The organism is Streptosporangium sp. NPDC002721 (genome assembly GCF_042888905.1).
Classification (GTDB): Bacteria; Actinomycetota; Actinomycetes; order Streptosporangiales; family Streptosporangiaceae; genus Streptosporangium.
In genome coordinates this window covers 37,699-58,678 of sequence record NZ_JBIAQI010000024.1, presented here as the reverse complement: position 1 = coordinate 58,678, position 20,980 = coordinate 37,699, and the positions used below count along the sequence as shown (strand labels likewise).

Sequence of the window (20,980 nt, the reverse complement as noted above, 5' to 3'; positions counted from 1 at the left end):
ATGTCCCGGCGCCCTTCACCGTGGGGCACCGGGTGGCGCCGAGACGCTCCCCGCCGGTTGTTCGATTCTCGACAATCTATTGATGTCACAACAACTAGCGTTTTTGTTATTAAATGCGAGCGAGTCGCCCTTTGGGGTGAATGCTCGCGCCGGGCGGGATCCCGCTCCACCGCGAGAACCGATCCGTCGCCCGCCGACCGGCTCGGGGCGATGACCCCTCTCGCGGGGCGTACGGGAGACGTACGGGATACGCGCAGATCAGCCGCCCCACGGCCATCACATCCGGCACATCACGGCCCTCTCGCCTGTCGACGCCGTCGGCGCCGCAGGCGAATTCCATGACATTTCCTGTTAAATATCGACTTACCATCTCCACCGATTGACAACGGCGCGAGCATTCGCGGCTCGCGGGGGTGGTCAGGCCGTCGAATAGGGGCGACGATCGGACGGTGCCCGGTCCGAATTCACGGCTGACGGCCGTTTCCCCCGTACAGTCCCTGCTCGTCTGTGCCCGGCTCTGGTCCTCGGGGGCCGCGATCGACGAGGGCCTGGCGGCCAGGCTCAGGGAGGCCGCCCTCGTCGGCAACCACCACCGCTACGCCGCCGCCATCCCCGCGTACGCGGCGCTGGTCGGCGAGTCGTCCTCCACCGGGACGGTCACCCTCGCCGACATCCGCAACCGGTTTCTGGTCACCGACGAGCTCTTCAAGGGCTACGACCCGGCCTGGCTGCGGGGAGGGCTGTCCGAGCTGACGCGCTGGCTGGGGTCGATCTTCGTCGAGCGGCTCGCCGATCCCGGCCCGCACGCCGGCGACGTCGACCAGTGGCGGGCCGCCCTGAAGCGGCACGGGGTGTACGTCACGTTCTCCAGCGGTACCGGCGGGCGGCCGTCCCTCGTCCCCCGCGACCGCCTGACCCTGGCCGCGCTGCGCGCCACCTCCGGCGTGCGGCTGCCCTGGACCCCGGCGACCGGCGGCTACGACCTCCTCCAGCTCGTCGCCCCCGGGCTGGGCACCGGAATCCAGTCGGGGGCGACCGGCCTGGCCTCGGGAGCCGTCCGCGTCCACCGGCTGCGGGCCGCCCCGTTCGACCCGGGCTCCCTCGCCGGCGAGGCACCGGCCCGCCCCGGCGGAGCGCCTCCCGGCTACGAGGCCGCGGCCTGGTTCCTGGAGGGCGCCGAACGGCCCGTGCTCGTGTTCGGGACGCCCCCGGAACTCTCCGGCCTCCTCGCCCACCTCTCGTCGGCGGCCCGGCGGATCCGGCTGCCCCCCGGCAGCCAGGTCGTCACCGGGGGCGGCTGGAAGGGCCGCACGGCGATCCCCCGGGAGGACCTGGTGGAACGCCTGTCCGAACACCTCGGCGTGCCGCGCGAGCGGTACGTCGACACCTACTCCACCTCAGAGCTGAACACGGTCTTCCCCGGCTGCGTCAACGACCGCTACCACATCCCTCCCTGCGTCGAACCGGTCGTCGTGGACGGGCTCCTGACCCCCGTCGACGGCGACGACGTGGAGGGCGTGCTGGCCGTGCTGGACCCGTTCGCGCTGTCCTACCCGGGGTTCGTCGTCACGGGGGACGCCGTCCGGCTCCGCCGCGACCCCTGCGGATGCGGCCTGGCGGGACCGGCCCTGGCCGGTCCGATCGTCCGTGCCGCCGGCGCGGGCGAGCGCGGATGCGCCGCCGGGGACGAGGCGGGGGGAACGGCCCGATGACGCTCGACGCCCGCACCGTCGCCGGCGCCCAGATCGTCCGGCTCCCCGCCGTGATCCGGGGCGAGCTCGTCATGCCCCCCTGGCCCCGGGTGGGTGACGTCCGCCTGGCGGTCGCCGAACGGGGGTCGCACCACGTTCAGGGGACGGGCGACGACGGCTGCTACCTGATCGGGCGGCCGGTGGTGGACCGCGACTCGCTCGCTCTCACCGGCGAGACGCAGGTGCTCGTGCTGCCCGCCCCCGACCCTGCCTCCCTGCTCGAACCCGACTCCGCGGGGGCGCTGCTGGAGCTCGCGCGCACCCCCGTGTCCGAGGTGCTCTCCTTCGTGGACGCGGTCGGGCGGGCGCTGCTGGCGGGCCGCCCCGAGGCCACCGAGGCGGGAGCGCTGCTGGCGGCGACCTCGCTGGTCACCGACCGCGCGCACCGCGCCTTCCTCGCCCAGCTCCCGGCGCTCTTCGACGGCGACGCCGTCGGCCGCATGATCGAGCGCGACCTCGGTACGAACCCGCTCGACACCTGGCGGGAGGTCGGCGAGGCGCCCGTACGGGGAGTGACCGCGCGCATGGCGGGTCACGCCCACGAGACGCCGCCCGCGCTGCGCGCGTTCCCCACCAGGCAACTCCACCTGACCGCGGGGAACGCCCCGGTCGTCCCGGTGGTCTCCCTGCTGTGGGCGTGGGCGACCAAGGGGGCCGGTGTGATCAAACCCGCCGCCGAGGCCGCCGCGCTCGTGGCCGCGCTGGGTACGGCGCTGCGCGACACCGACCCCGGCCATCCGCTGGCCAGGCACACGACGCTCGCGTACTGGCGGGGCGGTGACCGGCGGGTGGAGGCGACCCTGTTCGCCGACGGGGCCTTCGACCGGCGGGTCGTCTGGGGCTCCGCGGAGACCGTCGGCAGCGTGGCGGCCCGCGGCGGGAGCACCGACACCCTGGTCATGGGCCCCCGGTTCTCGCTGAGCATGATCGGGGCCGCCCTGGTCGGCCGGGACCCGGAGGCCGCGGCCCGCCTGGCCGCGGTCGACTCGCTGATCGCCAACCAGGCCGCCTGCACGTCCTCGCTGCTGCACGTCGTGGAGTGCGACGCCGCCACGGCCGACGCGTACGCCCGTACGCTCGCCGGGGTGCTGGCCGAGTGGGACAGGGCACTCCCGCACCGGCCCTCGCGGCAGGCGCGGGAACGCCTTACCCGGCTGCGCAGGGGGTTGCTCGGCACCGGGCGCTGGTACGTCAACGGGGAGTGGCCCGAGGTGTCGTCGGCGGTCGTCCTGGTCGACGGCGCCTTCGACCTCGCGCGGCACCCCGGCTCGCGGCTCGTCCTGGTCCGCGCGGTCGACGACCTGCGGCGGGCGCTGCCCCTGCTGGGACCGGCCGTCTCGACGGTCGGGATCGCCCCCGAGGAGACCCGGCTCGCGCTGCGGGACGCGGTCGCCGCGTGCGGGGTGGACAACGTCGTCCCGCTGGGCTCGGCCGAGCACGGATACGCCGGACGCCCGCACGACGGCATGCGGGTGCTCAACCGGCTGGTCAGGTGGGTCAACGGCTGACCGGCCCCGGCCGGGACCGGTCAGCCGTGGTCGACGCGGGCGGCGGTGTGGGTGTCGGCGGCGGTGTCGGTGTCTGGGTCAGCGCCGGTGTTGGCAGTGGCGTCGGCGGCGGCGAGGTGCGCGCCGACGAGCTCCAGGGCGGCGCGCGGCTCCTCCAGCAGGGCGAGGTGTCCCGTACCGGGAAGGACCCGCAGGAGAGCCCGGGGGGCCGCCGCCGCGATCGTCTCCGCGCAGGCGCGGTGCGCCGGGATCTCGCCGTCGCCCACGAGCACGAGGAGGGGGGCGGCCAGCGCCGACAGGCGGGCCACCGGCTGCCGGGGCTCCAGGAGGGGACGCAGGCCGGTGCCGTCGAGCTCGCCCCAGGCGTGCTCGCCGATGACGGCGGCGAGCGCGGAGCACGCCTCGGGCCGCGCCGCGACCCCGCCAAAGACGGGAACGCACGACAGCCACAGCGCGGTCGTCCGCGCCCTCGAACCCGCGCCGCGGTGCGCCAGGAGCAGGTCGAGGTAGTGGCGCTCGACCGTCCGGTCCCGCGGGCCGCCCGCGTAGGACGGGGCGGCGAGCGTCCAGGAGGCGAACGCGCGCGGGTGGCGCAGCGCCATCTCCAGGGCCACCACGGTGCCGAACGACAGGGCGACGACATGCCGTACGCCCGCGTCCAGGGCGCGCCCCACCAGCAGGTCGGCGAGCGCGGCGCGGTCCTCGCCGTCGCGCGGCGGCCGGGAGCGCCCGTGCCAGGGGAGGTCGACGGCCACGTGCCGGTGGCCGGGCAGGTGTTTCCACAGCGGCGGCCATATGGCGGAGCTCATGGTGTAGCCGTGCAGCCACAGCACCCCGGTCCCCGCGCCGCTCGCGGTGACGGCCAGGCCGTCCCAGTCGCCGCCCTCGACGGGGGGCACGCCGGAGGGGTCAGGCCGGGTGACGCTCATCGGGCCCCCTGGAACCTCTGGCAGTAGGACCGGTAGGCGCGCACGAGCTCGTCCCCCTCGGTGTAGCGGGGGACGACGGTGGTGTCGAGGTGTTCCCAGATCAGGATGTCCTGCTCGAACGCCGTGCGGCTGCCGCCGACGAGCGAGGCGATCTCCCGGACGGTCGGGGAGCCGGAGGCCCTGCGGGCGGGCACCGCGACCGTCACCCTGACCACGCAGGACCCGTCGCCCGCCGGGGTGGCCGCGGTGATGACGACGTTGGGCTCGTCCGGCGGCCCAAGCTCGGTGGCCACCAGGTTCGGGCTGAACACCAGGGCCCGGAAGTGGGCGCTGGCCGGGTCGCCCCCGGGCTCTCCCGCCTCCCCCGCCTGCCAGCGGTTGGGACGCGCCATGTCGAGGTCCCCCTCGACGCAGAGCACCCCGCCCTCCGCCGGGCGGACGGTCAGCCGGGGACGCCCGCCGAGCCCGTGGACGGGAGCGAAATGGTCGGCGTCGAAGACGTTCTCGATGACGTATTCCGCCGAGACCTTGACGGGCAGCGAGAATCCCGACACGATTCTGTGGCTTTTCTGTAAGTTTGTCAGGAAATATTCGAGCCCGGTGTCGAACGACGGGTCGAGCAGCACGAAAAGGCCTCCGGCCCGGAGCGCCGAGCGATGGCGGTCGGTCCGGAAACGGCCGGAACTCTCACCTCCCAGTTGCACTCGGTGTCCGTGAAAAGGGCAAATAATTGCCTTTCCATCGACCTTTCCGCCGTGCCCGAGATGGGCACCTCTGTGCGGACATGTCGCGTCATAAACCCCCACGTCATCACCGCTTCGTACGGCCATCAGCGAGCGGCCGGCGAGGTCGAGGGCGGTGACGTCGTCACCGAGATCGGCGCCGAACGCCAGCTGCGTCCACCCCGGGGAGATCGACAATTCCCCCTCCTTTTGATTGGTCCGAAACCGCGATTACCTCACCATGGAAACGTATTCTCGAATAATTATTCGCCATTGCCTGTCAAGCTACAAAAGTTTACGGTACAGGAACGGCGACCAACCGAAAGAGGTGGCTCGAATGACCGAGAACAATCCCTTCAAGGATCTGCCCGCGGCGCCCGGGAGAGATCCCGACGACCTGCAGCGCGCGGAGAACCTCCGGAAGAAGGAGCGGATGAGGACCGTCGCCGACCTGGGCCTCGCGTCCCCCGAGCAGCTGGAGCAGCTGCCCAGGATCCGCGACCTGACGGTCCACGACCTCAACGACCTCGCCGCCGAGTTCAGCGGCATCCCGACCACGAACCGCCGCGTCGCGTCCCTGAGCGTCGACGACCTGCAGGACCTGGAAGGCGTGTTCTTCGAGTTCAAGCGCTCCGTCGGCAGCGATCTCGTCAGCCGCAGGGCCACGGTGAGCAGCGTCGACGTCTCGTGCTGCTGCTGCACGCCCTGCTGCTGCTGCGCGGTGGCCGACATGACCTCCACGGCCTCCTAGCGCCTTGGCGACACAGGAACCGCTGAGCGGCCGGGAGCTCCGGATCGCCCACCTGGGCCCCGACGAGGCCGTCGTGAAACGTGGGCTGACGGAGGTGCGGCTGGCCGCACCGGGAGTCGGCGCCCTGCTCACCCGGATCGTCGAGCTCGCGGACGGATCGCGTTCGCTGGACGAGCTCGTCGACGCCTTCCCCCCGCAGGAGCGGGAGGAGGCCCGCGAGGTGGCCGTCACCCTGCACGCGCGGGGCCTGCTCGGCGAGGACGCGGGAGACGACCCGGTGGCCCGGTTCTGGGCGAGCATGGCGCGGCTGTCCCCCGACGGGCCCGGTGAGATCGCGAAGTCGTCGGTGTTCGTGACCGGCACCGGCCAGGTCGCCGACGCGCTGGCCCGGTCGCTGGTGGCGTGCGGTGTGGGCCGCGTCGGGACGCGCCCCACCCCGGCGGCCGGTGACGACGGCTGGGACCTCTGGTGCGCCGCGGCCGACGGCCCGGCCGACCCCGCCCTCGTCGACGTGGCGCGGCGCGCGCTCGACACGCGCGCCGTCCTGCTGCCCGTCTGGATCGACGACCTCGTCATCCGGGTCGGCCCGCTCACCCATCCCTTCGACACCGCCTGCCTGCGCTGCTACCTGCTCAGGATCGACTCCGGCGACGTGTGGCGCGAGGCCCACGCGATGCTGCGCGGCCAGCGCTCGCCCGGCGCCGGGTTCCTGCCCTCGATTCCCTCGGTGGCCGGGGAGATCGCGGCGACCGAGGCCGTCAAGCACCTCACCGGCCTGCCGGTGACCGCGTGCGGCCGGGTCATCGAGGTCAGCCTGGTGCCGTTCCGCGCGGCCGTGCGCCGGGTGCTGCGAGTGCCGCGCTGTCCCGACTGCGGCGGGACGGCCAGGCAGAGCGCACCCGTGATCACTCACGGCTCCCAGCTCTCCGAGTGACCGGCGGCGGATCCGTACGAACCCGTGGTGAAATCCCTGGCCGGTCCGGGCCTGTCACGGGTCGGCGGTGACGCGAAGGAAGAAGACACCAGCGCGATCACCGGAGTCACCGGGAGACGCCGGGAGACGGTCACCGGGATCGCCGGAGAAGGAGGCCGATGGATCTGCTCGACGCGTGGACGGATCTCGTGGATCCCCGCACGGGCATCGTCCGCGAGATCACCGAGCTGCGGATCGACGACGACGACCCGCGCTTCGTCCACTACCTGTCCGAGGCCTGTTCCACCGAGGCGATGGGCTTCCTGAAGAACTTCGGCAACAACGGCGGCGCCGCGACCGACCGGCGCAGGGCCCTGGCCAAGGCGGTCGGCGAGGCGGTCGAGCGCTACTGCTCGGCCTGCTTCTCCTACGACGACCTCCTGGTCGCCGCCTACGACGACCTCGACGGCCCGGCCACCCCGCCGGGCACCTACGCCCTCTACCGGCCCGAGCAGTACGCCACCCCGGGCTTCCCCTGGCGGCCGTTCACGTCGGCCACCCGGGTCGCCTGGACGCGCGGCCGCTCCCTGGTCACCGGGGAGGAGATCCTGCTGCCCGCCGCCTTCGTCCACGTGCCCTACCACTACCGGGCGGAGACGCCGATCGCCCAGCCCATCTCCACCGGGCTGGCCTGCGGGTCCTCCGTCCAGGAGGCCACCCTGTCGGCCCTGTGCGAGGTCGTCGAGCGCGACGCGTTCACGCTCATGTGGCAGGGGCGGCTGAGCCGTCCCCGGATCAGGCTCGACCGCCTGCCCGACTCCCTCACCGACCTGGTGCGGCGCTTCGAGGACGTCGGGCTGGTGGTGCACATGGTCGACATCGGCACCGACGTCGACTGCCCGTCCGTCATGACGATCGCGGAGGGCTTCACCCGGACGTCACCCGCCCTCGCCTTCGCCGCGGCCTCCCACCCCGACGCCGAGGTCGCCTGCCGCAAGAGCCTGGAGGAGCTGGCGCACACGCGGAAGTTCTCCGTCCAGGTGATGGACTACCTGCCGCCCGTCCCCGTCGACGTGGAGTCCGGCCACCCGGCCGTCGACGGCCAGCGGGCCCATCTGCGCTACTACTGCCCGCAGGAGTCCAAGGAGTACGCCCGTTTCTCCTGGAGCTCCCCCCAGGAGACCGACCTCGACCTGTCCGGCGACCGCGACCCGTCCCTCCGCACGCTCGTCGCGAGCGTGGCGGCGACCGGTGAGGACGTGATCGCCTGCGACCTCACGACGCCGGACGTCGCGGAGCTCGGCCTGTCGGTGGTGCGGGTGGTCGTCCCCGGCCTGCACCCGCTGCACATGGGCCACTCCAACCGGGCGACGGGCGGGTGGCGGCTGACCTCGCTGCCCGGCTGGTCCCCCGGCGAGGACAACCCGCACCCCCACCCGTTCCCCTGACGATTCCCCGACGATTCCCCGACGAGGAAGGGCCACCATGCATCCGGTCGACGCGTTCCTGCTGGAGGAGAGCGAGGAGGCGGTCTGGGAGAGCTACCACGAGAACTCCAAGACGAGCCGGGCCACCCCCCACCTGTACTTCGACAGGCACCCCGCCGACAGCACGGTCGTCGCGGCGATGAACGGGCTGCGCGAGACGAAGCCGTACCGCGACCGTCCCCGCGTCGCGCTCCCGTACGAGCTCCCGCCCTCCAAGATCGGTCTTGACGAGGCGCTGATCGGCCGCGAGTCCGCGCGGGGGTTCGGCCGGGGGCCGGTGGGGCTGCCCGACGTGTCGAAGGTCCTGCGGTGCGCGTACGGGGTGACGAGACCCAACGCCGACGGCCGCTACCCGCGCCCCTTCCGCGCCGTCCCCTCGGGCGGCGCCCTGTACCCCCTGGAGCTGTATCTCTGGGCCCGCGACGTGTCCGGGCTGGTCAAGGGGCTCTACCACTACGACCCGACGGCGCACGAGCTGCACGAGCTGGGCGAGTTCGAGGCCGGGAGCTGTTTCGTCCAGTCCGAGCTCGTCGCCTCGGCACCGGCCGTGGTGCTGGTGTCGGCGGTGTTCCAGCGCTCCGCCTTCAAGTACGGCGAGCGCGGCTACCGCTTCGTGCTCATCGAGGCGGGGCACGCCGTGCACAACGCGATGCTGGCCGCCTCCGGGCGCGGCCTGGCGGCGGTGCCCGTCGGCGGCTACTTCGACCGCGAGCTCGACGACCTGCTCGGCTTCGACGGGTTGCACGAGTCGGTCGTCTACAGCCTTCTCCTCGGTTCCCGGGAGGTGGAATGACCGAGATGTCCGGGATGAGCGAGACGGCCGGGGCGTCCCGGATGAGCGAGGCGGCCGGGGTGAGCGAGGCGGCCGGGACCACGGGCTCCTGGCCACTGACCGTCGTCGCCCCCGGTCCCGCGCGGCAGGGCGCCTCCACGCTGGCCTCGCTGGTGCACCCGCTCGACCCCGAGGTGTTCCGCGCCGCGTACTGGCAGCGCAGGCCGCTGCACGTCCGGGGGCCCGCCGACCGGTTCCGCGACCTGTTCACCCTGGCCGACCTGCGCGAGGCGGTGAGCCGCCAGCACGAGCTCGGCCTGCTCATCCGCGCCAGCGGCGACCGCGAGGGCGACGGGGGCGCCGCCGGGGCGCACGTCGCGGTGGAGGCCGCCGACGTGGCCGGGCATCTCGGTCGGGGCGCCTCGATCTGCGTGGAGCCCATCGAGCGCGCCGCCCCCCGGGTCGCGGAGCTGGCCGCCCGGCTCAAGGACGAGCTGGGCCACCACGGCGACGCGAGCGTCAAGTGCTATCTCTCACCGCACGGCTACGGCTTCAACACCCACTTCGACGCCCACGTCGTGACGACGCTGCAGCTGGACGGGCACAAGCGCTGGCGCCTTTCGCGGGCGCCCGGTGTCCCGTTCCCGCTGGGCAACGCCTTCGCCGGTCCGGACGGCGGGGTGCGCTACATCGGGCGGGCTCCCAGCTCGGTCCGCCCCTGGGAGCGGCCGGAGATCGCCGAGGAGACGTTCGCCGAGGTCCTGCTGGGCCCCGGCGACGTCCTGTGCCTGCCGGCGGGGACGTGGCACAGCGCGAAGGCGGTGGGACACTCCCTCGCCGTCAACATCGCGTTCGCCCCCGCCGACGTCCTCAGGCTCCTCACCGACGCGGTCAGACCCCGCCTGGAGGAGCGGGAGGCCTGGCGCTCGGGCCTGCCCGCGACCGGCGGAACGGCCAGGAGGCCGTCCGGGGGTCTGTCCGGGGGTCTGTCCGGGGGTCTGTCCGGGGGTCTGTCCGGGGGTCTGTCCGGGGGTCTGTCCGGGGACCCGCCCGGGAAGCCGTCCGGGGATCTGCCAGAGGAGGGCTCCGGGAAGGCGTGCGTCACGGTGGCGGGCACCGCGAGCGGTACGACGGATGACGCGACGGACGACGCGACGGGCACGGTGGCCGGGTTCCTGGCGGAGCGGCGGGAGGAGCTGATCGACGCGCTCAGGGCGCTGTCACTGGACGGCGACCTGCCGGTGGCGACCTCGGTCACCCCGGGCAGCGCCGCCGCCCGGACGGCCGCCCGGGCCCCGGCCGCCGACGCGGACGACCGCAGGTTGCAGTGCGTGCTGACCGTGGCGAACGCCGAGGTCGCGGCGGGATGGTACGAACGGGTGCTCGGCTGCCGCGTCCTGTCCAGGATCCCCGAGTTCGGCTGGATCGAGCTGGCGTCCCCGGTGGCGGGGGTGAGCATCGGGCTGTCGGAGATCCCCACCGCCGGGGTGAGCGGCGGGGCGGTGCTCGACTTCCGGGTGGACGACCTGGAACGCGTCCGCGAGCTGCTCGACGGCGACGGCACGACCCCACCGGCCCGCGCCCGCGACGTCGCGGGCGTCGCGCGGTTCCTGGAGGCGAGCGACATCGACGGGAACCGGTTGATGTTCTACCAGCCGGACGACGAGCCGGACGACGAGCGGGAGAGGATCTGATGGGCAGGCTGGACGACAGCGTCGTCATCGTGACGGGCGGGGCCAACGGCATCGGCCGCTGGTACTGCACGGCCCTCGTCCAGGAGGGCGCCCGGGTCGTGGTGTGCGACATCGACGGGCAGGGCGCGGCCGGTTTCGCCACCTGGCTCAACGAGCGGGCGGGCGCGGAGCGCGCGCATCCCCTCGGGGTCGACGTGACCTCTCCCGACGAGACCGCGGGGATGGCCTCCACCGTGCTGTCGCGGTTCGGCGGCGTCGACGTGCTGGTCAACAACGCGGGCAGCTACCCGCACGTGGCGTTCGAGGACATCGACCACGACGCCTGGCGGCGGGTGGTCGCCCTGAACCTCGACAGCGTGTTCCTGTGCTGCCGGGCGGTGCTGCCGGTGATGCGGAAGCAGGGGCACGGCGTGATCGTCAACGTGACGACGAACCTGGTGTGGGCGGGGCTGTCCAACATGGCCCACTACATCGCGGCCAAGTCGGGGGTGGTCGGGCTGACCAGGGCCCTCGCCCGCGAATACGGCGAGCACGGCGTCCGGGTGAACGCGCTGGCCCCGGGGGCGGTGGTCCCCGACCTCCCGGACCGCCGGCTCACTCCGGCGGGCGAGGAGGCCGTGACGGAGATCCTGCAGTACCAGTCCGTCAAACGGCACCAGCACCCCCGCGACCTCGTCGGCACCATGCTGTTCCTCTGCTCCTCCGACTCGGACTTCATGAGCGGCCAGGTCCTGACGGTCGACGGCGGCCTCACCATGCACTGACCCCGCGCCGCCCCCACTGACTCCGCACTGATCCCGCACCGACCCTGCGTTGACCATGTCCCGGCCACGAACCGCCACGTCCTGAAACCAGACGGCGCCCGGCACCACCGGGCCATCCCGCCCACCCACCCCATGACACCGGATGACACCGGATGACACCGGATGACACCGCACGACACCAGGCGCATCGCCCCCACCGCACGACGCCGGGCCGCGCCGGACCACACCGACCGACACCGGGCCGCGCCGACCGACACCGGATGACACCGGCCGACACCAAATGACGCCGATTGACGCTGATTGGCACCGATGACAGAGCCCGTGTACGACCCTCGTGCCCCGGAGATCCATGCCGATCCCTATCCGGTCTACCGCGCCATGCGCGAGCACGATCCGGTGCGTCTCGTGCCGGGGGCCCGTCTGTGGTTCCTCACCGGGCACCGCGACTGCCTGGCCGTGCTCGGCGACGCCCGTTTCTCCGCACGGCAGGGGCAGCGGTTGCGGCAGGGACACACGGCGCTGCCGGTGTCCATGCTGAACACCGACCCGCCCGACCACACCAGGCTCCGGCGGGCCGCGTCGCCCGCGTTCCGGCCTCGGGCGCTCCGCGAGCACGAACGCGCGCTCGTCCCGCTGGTCACCGCGTGGGTGTTGCAGGTCCGCGAGGCGGCGGGCGCGGGCAGGGAGATCGACCTCGCCGCTGAGTTCGCCCGCCCGTTGGCCCTCCGGGTGATCGCCGGTTTCCTCGGGCTGCCGGACGAGGACCTGCCCGACTTCGGCGGCTGGGCCGACGCCGTGGCGGGCAACCTCGACCCGTTCGCCGATCCGGCCGGGCGCGGGGAGGAGGCGATGTCGGCGATGTGCGACCGTTTCGCCGACCATCTGTTCGCCAGGATCGCCGACCCGCGCCCGGACGCGTTCACCGTCCTGGCGCGGGGGCACGCCGAAGGGCTGCTCGCCCCTGCGGAGGCGATGGCCACGGCGGGTCTCCTCGTCGTCGGCGGCGTCGAGCCGCTCGCCGACATGATCACCAACGCCGTCGCCGCCCTGCTCGCCGAACCGGGCCGCTGGCACGACCTGGCGAACCTCGGCCGGTCACCGGAGAGGAACCTGGCTCCGGAGACCTGGCCGTCGGGAAGGACCCGGCCAGCGGAAGGGACCCGGTCACCGGAAGAGCCCCGACCACCGGGAGGGAACCGGCCACCGGGAGGGAACCGGCCACCGGGAGGGAACCGGCCACCGGGAGGGAACCGGCCACCGGGAGGGAACCGGCCACCTGAAGAGATCTGGTCACCCGAAGGGACCCGGTCAGCGGAAGGGAACCGCTCACCCGAAGAGACCCGGTCACCGGAGAGGAGGGCCGTGGAGGAGTTGCTGAGGATCGACCCGCCCATCCAGTTCACCGCGCGTACCGCCAGGGAGGATGTCGTCGTCGGCGGGCGGTCCATCCGCCGGGGGGACGGCGTCGTGCCGCTGCTCGGGGCGGCCAACCGCGACGGCGCGAGGTTCGCCGACCCCGACCGGCTCGATCTGGGCCGCCGCGTCAACCCGCACCTGTCCTTCGGGGCGGGACCGCACACCTGCCTCGGCGCTCCCCTGGTCAGGCTGCTCGCACGGCTGCTGGTCGCGGCGGTCCGGGGATGCGGGGCCGAGCCGAGGCCGGGCGCGCCCGCCGTCCGCCGGCCGGGCACCGTCCCCCGTGGCTACGCGTCCCTGCCGGTGCGCTGGTCGTGAGGGCCGCCGGACAGGTTGAGAGCCACCTCGGCGGCGGCTCTCCGGCCACCGGCCAGCGCGCCCTGGACGAGGCCGCGCAGGCCGGGTGCCGCCGACGCCTCCCCGGCGAAGAAGACGGTCCCGCCGAGCGGCTCGGCCCACGTGGCGGAGGCGGCCCCGGCACCGGCCACCGGAACGCTGTAGGCGCCGCGCGACCACGGGTCGCGCCCCCAGTCCATGACGAGCACGTCGTCGACGGCTCCGAGGTGGGAGCTGAGCGATCCGATCAGGTCGCTCTCCCATCCGGGCCGCCGTACCAGCCGCGCGGAGGGGCCCTTGACGTGGCCGGTCGTGAGGCGCGAACCGGCCCGGCGGGTCCAGAGGCCCCCGGGAGGGTCGACCAGCAGGAACGAGCGGGAGCGGGCGGCGGGGACGGCGGTGACCAGCACGACCGCGACGGCGTCGCACGAGGCGAGGACCCCGGCCGCTTCGATCTTGCTCCGTGGCAGTGGCGGGTCGAGGACGAGGTCCCCGGCGGCGACCACCGGCGGGGGTGGGGTGACCACGGCCGCACGCGCGCGGATCACCGCCGAGGCGGTCGCGACCTCCACGCCCCCGGCCCCCCGGCGCAGCCGCTCGACCGGGGATCCCGTACGGATCTCCAGCCCTCCGGCCAGCGCGTGGACCACCCGGTCGAACCCGTCCACGACCACGCGCTCCCCGCCCCGCCCCCGGCCGTGGTACGACGCGGCGGTCTCCGCCAGGTCGAGCAGCGCCGGGTCGTGTCCCACCACCTGTTCCATCCAGGAGCGCGCCAGCGCGCGGGCGGGCGGGACGAGGCCGGAGAGCGCGCGGTCGACCGTGCCGGACAGCGGCCGCGAGGAGTACAGCCCGGCCTCGGCGGCCCAGGGCAGGGGGCGCACCCGCGCGGCGAGGGCGGTGGAGTCGTGGTGCGCGCCTTCGGAGACGACCGTGAACCCGGCCGCGGTCTCCATGGGCGCGGTGGTGATCCGCGCCTCGCGGAGCAGCGCGTCGAAGGCGTCGCAGTGTGCCGGGTGGACGACCTGGGCTCCCAGCTCGACCGGTCCCGCCAGGCCCGTCCTGAGGGTGCGGACCCTGCCGCCGATCGCGGGCCTGGCCTCGACGACCACGACGCCGAACCCCCGCGCGGACAGCTCCCTCGCGCAGGCGAGCCCGGAGACACCCGCTCCGATGACCACCACGTCGGCTGTCTCGGCCGTCACCGTGCCCCACCCGATCCGAGGAGAGAACCGTGGCCTCCACTCCCCCGTTTCCCCATGGGAGCGGCTCGTCGCCCGGCACCAACGGGACGGGCGACGGTCAGGCCCTGACCGTTCCGAACAGCGGCGTTCCAAACAGTGGCGTTCCGAACGGCGGCCTTGCGAAGGGCGACATCCTGAGCAGCGGCGTTCCGAACAGCAGCACCGTAACAGGGGGGCGGTCCCCCCGCCTTGCGAAACCGGCACCCCCTCTGACGGACGCGACAGGCCTCACGCCGACGGAGGCGACAGGCCTCAAGCCGACGGAGCGGCTGGCCGCCGCGTTCGGGGATCTCGCCGTGCGGCTCGGCGTGCGGGACGACGCGGGCGCCGTCACGTACGAGCTGCTGCGGGTCACCGGGGAGCACCGGCGGCGTTCCCTGCTCACCGGCTCGGCCGTGCCGGTCGAGGTCTCGCTGAAGCTCGACGAGCGGGGTGTCCCGTCCCTGCGCTGCGTCGTCGACCTGGTCGGGCACCGGCTCGGCGACTGGGCGGACTCCCTGGCGCGGGCCCGGTACGTCGCCGGGTGCTCCACCCGCGAGCAGGCCGCCCGGATGTCCGGCCTGTTCGAGGCGCACCTGACCGGCGCCCCCGCCGACCTCCCGGCGCCGCTGATGCTCGGGCTGGGTTACGAGGCCGGTGGCCGAGGGCGCGGGACGGTCTACTTCAGGACCGGCTGGCTGCGCCCGTACGAGCTCGCCGCCAGGTTTCCCTCGCTGGTGGAGACCCTGGGGCGGGCGGAGCGCCTGCACGGCTGCGGGCTTCCCGGCGCCGTCGAGGTGATCGGGTACGACTTCGCGGGCGGCGAGCCCACGGCGTGGAAGACCTACAAGTGGCTGCCCGCGAGCCGGGGCCGCACGCTCGGCAAGCGCGCGGGGACGCACCCGGACCTGCTCCCCGCCGTCCGGCTGCACGACCTCTTCGCGGGCGCGTCGCGGCCGAGGCCCACCGACCGGTCGCTCTTCCTGCAGGTGTCGCACGACGGGACCGCGACGCGGCAGAAGATCTTCTTCTTCTGCGCCGCGTGGGGGTGGGACGACCCGGCGGGGCTCGCGGAGCTGCTCGGACACCTGCGGAGGTCGTACGAGCACGACCTCCGCCCGCTGCTGTGCCTGCGGGAGGCGATGGCGGTCCGCGGGGCCGGGGTCAGGCTGGGACTGGTCGCGCTGGGCGGCGACCCGCGCCGCCCCTCGCTGACCTTCTACTTCTGGCCCACCGGAGGGCCCACCGGGGAGCCGGGCGGGGCTCCCGGAGCCGTCAGGTGAAGCGGTAGGTAGTGGTGGAGGCGAACCGCTCGCCGGGGCGCAGGACCACCGAGGGGAAGTGCGGCTGGTTGGGCGAGTCGGGGAAGTGCTGGGTCTCCAGGCACAGGCCCGCGTGCTTGCCGTACGCGGTGGCGACGCCGTCCAGGAAGTTGCCCGAGTAGAACTGCACGCCCGGCTCGGTGGTGGTGACCTCCATGGTGAGCCCTCCGGCCGGGTCACGGACCTCGATGCCGCCGCGCAGGACGTAGCAGTGGTCGTAGCCGCCGCCCAGCCGGGGGTCGGCGATCCGCTCGCCGATCTCGTACGGCGAGGTGAAGTCGAACGGGGTCCCGGCGACCGCGGCGATCTCCCCGGTCGGGATCAGCGTGGCGTCGACCGGCAGGTAGTGGTCGGCGTCGATGCGGACCACGTGCTTGAGGACGTCGCCGCCCCCGGCGAGGTTGAAGTAGGAGTGGTTGGTGAGGTTCAGCACGGTCGGCGCGTCGGTGACCGCGTGGTAGTCGAGCCGGATCGTGTCGCCGGTCAGCGTGTAGGTGACCGAGGCGGTGAGCGTGCCGGGGTAGCCCTGCTCGCCGTCCGGGCTCACGTGCTCCAGGGTCACGGCGGTGTCCGAGGCCTCGGTGGTCCGCCAGACCCGGGTGTCGAAGCCGTGCGGCCCGCCGTGCAGGCTGTTGGGGCCGTTGTTGACCGGCAGCTCGTGGTCGCGGCCGTCGAGGGTGAAGCGCCCGTTCGCGATGCGGTTGCCGTACCGGCCGACCACGGCCCCGAAGTAGCGGCTGCGCGTCAGGTAGTCGCCGAGGTTGTCGTAGCCGAGTACCACGTCTCGGCCGGAGACCTCCAGCGACTGCAGGATCGCCCCGTAGCTGAGGATCGCGGCGCGCATCGGCCCGTTCGACAGCACGTGCCGTTCGACCCGCTCGCCCGAGGGGGTGGTTCCGAAGCTCATGTGCGCACCTCTCCGGTGGATTCACGGACGACCAGGCTGGTGTCCAGGGTGGCCAGGGTAGGGGTGGCGCCGTCGCCGAACGACTGCAGCAGCAGGTCCACCGCCATCCGCCCGGCGGCGGCCGTGGGCATGGCCACGGTGGTCAGCTTGGGCCGGTTCAGCCGTCCCGGGACGATGTCGTCGACGCCGACCACGCTGACGTCGTCGGGGACGCGCACGCCTCGCTCGTACAGGCCCTCGATGAGACCGATGGCCACCAGGTCGTTGTAGGCGAGCACGCCCGTCACCCCTGAGGCGACGACCTCGGCGGCGACGGCGAGGCCGCCCTGCTCGGTGGGGGCGTTCGGGCCGAGGATCACCAGCTCGACGCCCTGCGTCGCGGTGGCGGCGGCGCGCATCTCGCCGCTGGTCCAGGAGCCGCTCGGCCCCAGCAGCAGGGCGATCCTGCGGTGGCCGAGGCCGGTGAGGTGCTCGATCGCGAGGCGGGCGCCCTGGCCGACGTCCATCAGTATCGTCGGCATGCCCTTCACCCGCCGGTTGACCACCACGAACGGCACGTCGGCGTGGAGGCGCTCGATGACCCGGTTCGACAGGCGGGGGCTGCAGAGCAGGACCCCGTCGACCTGCTTGGCGAGGGTCTGGATCAGCTCCTCCTCGACCTGCGGGTCCTCGTCGGTGTCGGCCACGAACACGTGGTAGTCGCGCCCCCTGGCGTGGGCCTGGGCGGCCTTGATCAGCGGCGGGAAGAACGGGTTGGAGATGTCGGCGACGATGAGGCCGATGTTGTGGGTCCTGCCGGTGGTGAGGGCCCGCGCGGCGCGGTTGGGGCGGTAGCCGAGATCCTCGGCGACGGCGAGCACGCGGTTGCGGGTCTCGGTGTTCACCAGATGCGGCGCGGAGAAGGTGCGGGACACTGTCGAGACGTGCACTCCCGACGCCCGCGCCACATCCCTGATCGTCGCTGCCACCATGCTCCTTCGCCCTGGGCCGGCACCGGGCCCTGAAGCACATTAGTGCAAGCGGTTGCGTGACTGTCAACGCCGGAATCAGATGCTTTGCGAAGCGGTACGGGATCGGTCACGCGCCTCTGGCTATCAGAAATACCGAAAAATCCGCAGATGGGCAACGCTTTACCAAATTGGGCCCTTGACGTTGCTGGAATATGTCCGCAATGTTTCTTGCAACCGGTTGCAGCGTGCGGTGCCGACCTGGAAGGAGTCACCGGCGATGGCAGTCACCACGGCGGATCCCCGGGCACGTCGCCGTCCGGGCCGCGCCGCCAGGACCCCCTACCTGCTGATCGCCCCCGCGGTGATCGCGATGCTCGGCTTCCTCGTCTACCCGATGGCCGGCGTCCTCTACTACAGCCTCCAGCACTACAACGTCACGAAACCGTGGGACAACGGCTTCGCCGGGCTCGACAACTTCCGCAGGCTGCTGTTCGAGGACCCGCTGTTCTGGCAGAGCCTCGGCTTCAGCGTCAAGTGGGTCGGCGTCGAGGTGGCCCTCCAGCTGGTGTTCGGCCTGGGCCTGGCCCTGATCGTGAACGAGACCTTCGTCGGCCGCGGCCTGGCGCGGGCGATGGTGTTCTCCCCGTGGGCGGTCTCGGGGGTGCTGACCACCGGCATCTGGGTGCTGCTCTACAACCCGACCACCGGCGTCTCGCGCTATCTCGCCGACCTGGGCCTCATCAGGTACGGGGCCGCGCCGCTGGCCGATCCCGACACCGTCTTCTGGGCGGCCGTGCTCACCGAGCTCTGGCGCGGGGTGCCGTTCTTCGCGATCCTGCTCCTGGCCGACCTGCAGAGCATCCCCAGGGACCTGTACGAGGCGGCCTCGGTGGACGGCGCCTCGCGCGTCCGGCGGTTCGTCCACATCACGCTGCCGCACCTCAAGGACGCGATCATCCTGTCCACGCTGCTGCGCTGCGTGTGGGAGTTCAACAACGTCGACCTGCTCTACACGCTGACCGGCGGCGGCCCGGCGCACGCGACGACCACGCTGCCGCTGTACGTGGCGGCCAAGGCCGTCCAGTCCCACGACTTCGGGTACGGGTCGGCGCTCACGACGGCCGCCTTCCTGATCCTCACCTTCTTCTCGATCGCCTACCTGCGGCTGAGCAAGTTCGGAGCGAAGTCATGACACTCCGGACGACCGAACGGCCACGCATGGCCCCGCCCGCGCCCGCGCCGCGATCGGGGCCGAAGGAGCGGGGGCGGGTCGGCCGCTGGCAGATCTGGGTCCCGCTCGGGCTCTACCTGCTGTTCACGCTGGTCCCCTTCTACTGGATGCTGGTGTTCGCGTTCCGGCCCCGGGGTTCGAGCTCGCTGCTCCCCTGGCCGATCACCTTCGACAACTTCGAGACGGTCTGGAACGACCTGAGCTTCGCGCTCTTCTTCAAAAACAGCCTGATGGTCGGCATCGCCTCGCTGGTCATGACGACGGTGGTCGCCCTCGCGGGCGGCTACGCCCTGGCCCGTTACGACTTCAGGGGCAGGAAGCTGTTCATGATCGGGATGCTCTGCACCCAGTTCATCCCCGGCGCGATGATGCTGATCCCGCTGTTCGAGATCTTCCGCACCCTCGGCCTGGTCAACTCGCTGTGGAGCCTGGTGATCGCCGAGACGGTCTTCCAGCTGCCGCTCTCCCTCATCCTGATCAGCGGCTTCATCGGGAACGTCCCGGTGGAGCTGGAGCAGGCCGCCTGGGTGGACGGCTGCGGGCGGCTGCGCGGGTTCTTCGCGGTGGTGCTGCCGCTGCTGCGCCCCGCCCTGGTCGCGGTCGGCTCGTTCGCCTTCATCCACAGCTGGAACAACTTCCTGTTCGCGCTGATGTTCGTCAACGAGCAGGAGAAGTTCACGGTGCCCGTCGGGCTCGCGTACACCCTGGGCGAGTTCAGCGTGGACTTCGGCGCGCTGGCCGCGGGCGGGGTCGTCGCCGCGGTGCCGGTGGTGCTGGTCTTCGCGGTGATCCAGCGCTACCTGGTGCAGGGGTTGTCGGCGGGGGCGGTGAAGGGATGACGGCCCTCGTGACGGCGGGCTCTGTGACGGCGGTTCCCACGGCGGCGGGCTCTGTGACGGCGGGCTCTGTGACGGCGGTTCCCATGGCGGCGGGCTCTGTGACGGCGGTCCTCATGGCGGCGGTTCCCCTGACGAGCGAGGAGCGGTGAGCGACCGATGACACGAACGGGTCCGGCCCGGCGCCGGTCGGGCGGCGAGCGGCCGATGACGGTGCGGCGAGCCCGGCCCGGCGCGCGGGGACTGCGATGGGAGGTGGCGTGATGGAACCGGTTCGCGTGGTGCTCGCCGGGGCGCACGGGCACGGCTGGTGGCACCTGTCGAACGTCCGGCGACTGGCCGGGGCCGGGGTGGTGCGCCTGGCCGGGGTGTGCGACGTGCGGCCCGCCGGCGACCTGCCCGAGGGGACGGAGTTCTCCGGCGACCTGGCCGAGCTGATCGGGCGTACCGGCGCCGAGGTGACGATCCTGTGCACGCCCATCCACACCCACGCCGAGCTGGCGGAGAAGGCGCTGCGCGCGGGCTCGCACGTGCTGCTGGAGAAGCCGCCCGCCGCCACGTACGAGGACTACCTGCGGATCGCCGAGGTGGCCGGGGAGACCGGGCGCGCCTGCCAGGTGGGGTTCCAGAGCCTGGGCTCGGAGGCGATCCCGGCCGTCCGGCGGATGGTCGCCGAGGGGGCGATCGGCCGGGTCACCGGGATCGGCGCGGCGGGCGCCTGGGAGCGCCCCTACTCCTACTACGGCCGGGTGCCGTGGGCCGGGAGACGTGAGGCCGGCGGCGTCCCGGTGATGGACGGCGTCCTCACCAACCCGCTCGCGCACGCGACCGCGACCGCGCTGGCCGTCTCCGGCGCGGAGGTCGAGGAGGTCGAGGTCGAGCTCTACCGGGCCAACGCGATCGAGGCGGACGACACCTCGTGCGTGCGGGCGCGGATGGACGACGGCACGGTCGTGACGGTCGCGGTCTCGCTGTGCGCGGACCGGCGGCACGAGCCGTACCTGATCGTGCACGGTGAGCGCGGGCGGATCCGGCTGACCTACACCGAGGACCGGGTCGAGTTCGAGGGGACCTCGGTCGTCCACCCCAGGACCGACCTGCTGGAGAACCTCGTCGCGCACGTCCGCGACGGCACGGGCCTGCTCGTGCCGCTGGAGAGGACCGCCGGTTTCATGCGCGTCCTGGAGGCGGTGCGGCTGGCGCCCGAGCCCCTGGCCATCCCGGACGTGTTCCAGGAGGTCGGCGACGAGCGCCGGGTGCTGCCCAGGATCGCCGAGGTGACGGCGGCGAGCGCCGAACGGCTCGCCCTCTACTCGGAACTCCGGGTGCCCTGGAGCGGGCTACGGCCCAAGGCGTCCGGCTACGGCCTGCCCGAGGCGGCGCGGTCGGCGCCCGTACGGCCGACGCCCGCACAGTCGGCGCCCGCGCGGTCACGACACGTCGATGGACACGACACGGAGAGGTAGAG

At 73.0% G+C, this 20,980-nt stretch carries 18 protein-coding genes and 1 pseudogene; 13 read left to right on the top strand and 6 right to left on the bottom strand.

What is annotated here, in order from left to right; genetic code table 11:
* Positions 1–449: 449 nt before the first annotated feature.
* A complete protein-coding gene (locus ACFYWM_RS31140) occupies positions 450–1,712 on the top strand; it encodes a hypothetical protein (RefSeq protein ID WP_389920834.1) in 1,263 nt (420 codons plus the stop codon).
* Positions 1,709–3,259, top strand: a complete 1,551-nt coding sequence (locus tag ACFYWM_RS31135; protein WP_389920832.1) for an acyl-CoA reductase — start codon at positions 1,709–1,711, stop codon at positions 3,257–3,259. The genes ACFYWM_RS31140 and ACFYWM_RS31135 overlap by 4 nt, the downstream gene beginning before the upstream one ends.
* Before the next feature lie 20 nt (positions 3,260–3,279).
* On the opposite strand, the gene ACFYWM_RS31130 is transcribed toward ACFYWM_RS31135, so the two are convergent.
* The 3 genes and pseudogenes from ACFYWM_RS31130 to ACFYWM_RS31120 form a co-directional block, all read right to left on the bottom strand.
* On the bottom strand, positions 3,280–4,188 hold the full coding sequence (locus tag ACFYWM_RS31130; RefSeq protein WP_389920830.1) for an alpha/beta fold hydrolase: 909 nt from the start codon (positions 4,186–4,188) through the stop codon (positions 3,280–3,282).
* Complete coding sequence (locus tag ACFYWM_RS31125) at positions 4,185–4,742, bottom strand: hypothetical protein (RefSeq protein WP_389921088.1); 558 nt, start codon at positions 4,740–4,742, stop codon at positions 4,185–4,187. The genes ACFYWM_RS31130 and ACFYWM_RS31125 overlap by 4 nt, the downstream gene beginning before the upstream one ends.
* Before the next feature lie 144 nt (positions 4,743–4,886).
* A pseudogene (locus ACFYWM_RS31120) lies at positions 4,887–5,108 on the bottom strand (Rieske 2Fe-2S domain-containing protein); the annotation flags it as partial.
* A gap of 139 nt (positions 5,109–5,247) precedes the next feature.
* On the opposite strand from ACFYWM_RS31120, the gene ACFYWM_RS31115 reads away from it, so the two are divergent.
* The 7 genes from ACFYWM_RS31115 to ACFYWM_RS31085 all read left to right on the top strand — a co-directional run bounded on the left by ACFYWM_RS31115 (position 5,248) and on the right by ACFYWM_RS31085 (position 13,025).
* Positions 5,248–5,661, top strand: a complete 414-nt coding sequence (locus tag ACFYWM_RS31115; protein WP_389920828.1) for a hypothetical protein — start codon at positions 5,248–5,250, stop codon at positions 5,659–5,661.
* 4 nt (positions 5,662–5,665) lie between these two features.
* Complete coding sequence (locus tag ACFYWM_RS31110) at positions 5,666–6,595, top strand: TOMM precursor leader peptide-binding protein (RefSeq protein WP_389920825.1); 930 nt, start codon at positions 5,666–5,668, stop codon at positions 6,593–6,595.
* A gap of 158 nt (positions 6,596–6,753) precedes the next feature.
* Positions 6,754–8,022, top strand: coding sequence for a YcaO-like family protein (locus ACFYWM_RS31105; protein ID WP_389920822.1), 1,269 nt, complete (start codon positions 6,754–6,756; stop codon positions 8,020–8,022).
* Positions 8,023–8,059: 37 nt separating this feature from the next.
* Entirely contained in the window at positions 8,060–8,854 is a 795-nt protein-coding gene (locus ACFYWM_RS31100; RefSeq protein ID WP_389920820.1) for a SagB family peptide dehydrogenase, read from the top strand.
* Positions 8,851–10,527 (top strand): JmjC domain-containing protein, encoded by a 1,677-nt coding sequence (locus ACFYWM_RS31095; protein WP_389920817.1) that lies wholly within the window; start codon positions 8,851–8,853, stop codon positions 10,525–10,527. Before ACFYWM_RS31100 ends, ACFYWM_RS31095 begins: the two co-directional genes overlap by 4 nt.
* A complete protein-coding gene (locus ACFYWM_RS31090) occupies positions 10,527–11,291 on the top strand; it encodes an SDR family NAD(P)-dependent oxidoreductase (protein ID WP_389920814.1) in 765 nt (254 codons plus the stop codon). Before ACFYWM_RS31095 ends, ACFYWM_RS31090 begins: the two co-directional genes overlap by 1 nt.
* 309 nt (positions 11,292–11,600) lie before the next feature.
* Positions 11,601–13,025 carry a cytochrome P450 gene (locus tag ACFYWM_RS31085; protein WP_389920811.1) on the top strand — a complete coding sequence of 475 codons (1,425 nt, stop codon included), beginning with the start codon at positions 11,601–11,603 and terminating at the stop codon, positions 13,023–13,025.
* Here ACFYWM_RS31085 and ACFYWM_RS31080 read toward each other — a convergent pair.
* Entirely contained in the window at positions 12,995–14,248 is a 1,254-nt protein-coding gene (locus ACFYWM_RS31080) for a flavin monoamine oxidase family protein (RefSeq protein WP_389920808.1), read from the bottom strand. The genes ACFYWM_RS31085 and ACFYWM_RS31080 overlap by 31 nt on opposite strands.
* A gap of 335 nt (positions 14,249–14,583) precedes the next feature.
* On the opposite strand from ACFYWM_RS31080, the gene ACFYWM_RS31075 reads away from it, so the two are divergent.
* A complete protein-coding gene (locus tag ACFYWM_RS31075) occupies positions 14,584–15,549 on the top strand; it encodes a hypothetical protein (protein WP_389920805.1) in 966 nt (321 codons plus the stop codon).
* Here ACFYWM_RS31075 and ACFYWM_RS31070 read toward each other — a convergent pair.
* Positions 15,542–16,495, bottom strand: coding sequence for an aldose epimerase family protein (locus ACFYWM_RS31070; RefSeq protein WP_389920802.1), 954 nt, complete (start codon positions 16,493–16,495; stop codon positions 15,542–15,544). The two genes, ACFYWM_RS31075 and ACFYWM_RS31070, sit on opposite strands and share 8 nt — an antisense overlap.
* The gene (locus ACFYWM_RS31065) at positions 16,492–17,463 is read right to left on the bottom strand and encodes a LacI family DNA-binding transcriptional regulator (protein ID WP_389920800.1); all 972 of its coding nucleotides are present in this window, start codon (positions 17,461–17,463) and stop codon (positions 16,492–16,494) included. The genes ACFYWM_RS31070 and ACFYWM_RS31065 overlap by 4 nt, the downstream gene beginning before the upstream one ends.
* A 259-nt stretch (positions 17,464–17,722) precedes the next feature.
* Here ACFYWM_RS31065 and ACFYWM_RS31060 point away from each other — a divergent pair, with 259 nt between their 5' ends.
* The 3 genes from ACFYWM_RS31060 to ACFYWM_RS31050 all read left to right on the top strand — a co-directional run bounded on the left by ACFYWM_RS31060 (position 17,723) and on the right by ACFYWM_RS31050 (position 20,978).
* Positions 17,723–18,637 (top strand): carbohydrate ABC transporter permease, encoded by a 915-nt coding sequence (locus ACFYWM_RS31060; RefSeq protein ID WP_389920797.1) that lies wholly within the window; start codon positions 17,723–17,725, stop codon positions 18,635–18,637.
* Positions 18,634–19,515, top strand: coding sequence for a carbohydrate ABC transporter permease (locus tag ACFYWM_RS31055; protein WP_389920794.1), 882 nt, complete (start codon positions 18,634–18,636; stop codon positions 19,513–19,515). The genes ACFYWM_RS31060 and ACFYWM_RS31055 overlap by 4 nt, the downstream gene beginning before the upstream one ends.
* 260 nt (positions 19,516–19,775) lie before the next feature.
* Positions 19,776–20,978, top strand: a complete 1,203-nt coding sequence (locus ACFYWM_RS31050; RefSeq protein ID WP_389920791.1) for a Gfo/Idh/MocA family protein — start codon at positions 19,776–19,778, stop codon at positions 20,976–20,978.
* Positions 20,979–20,980: the final 2 nt, after the last annotated feature.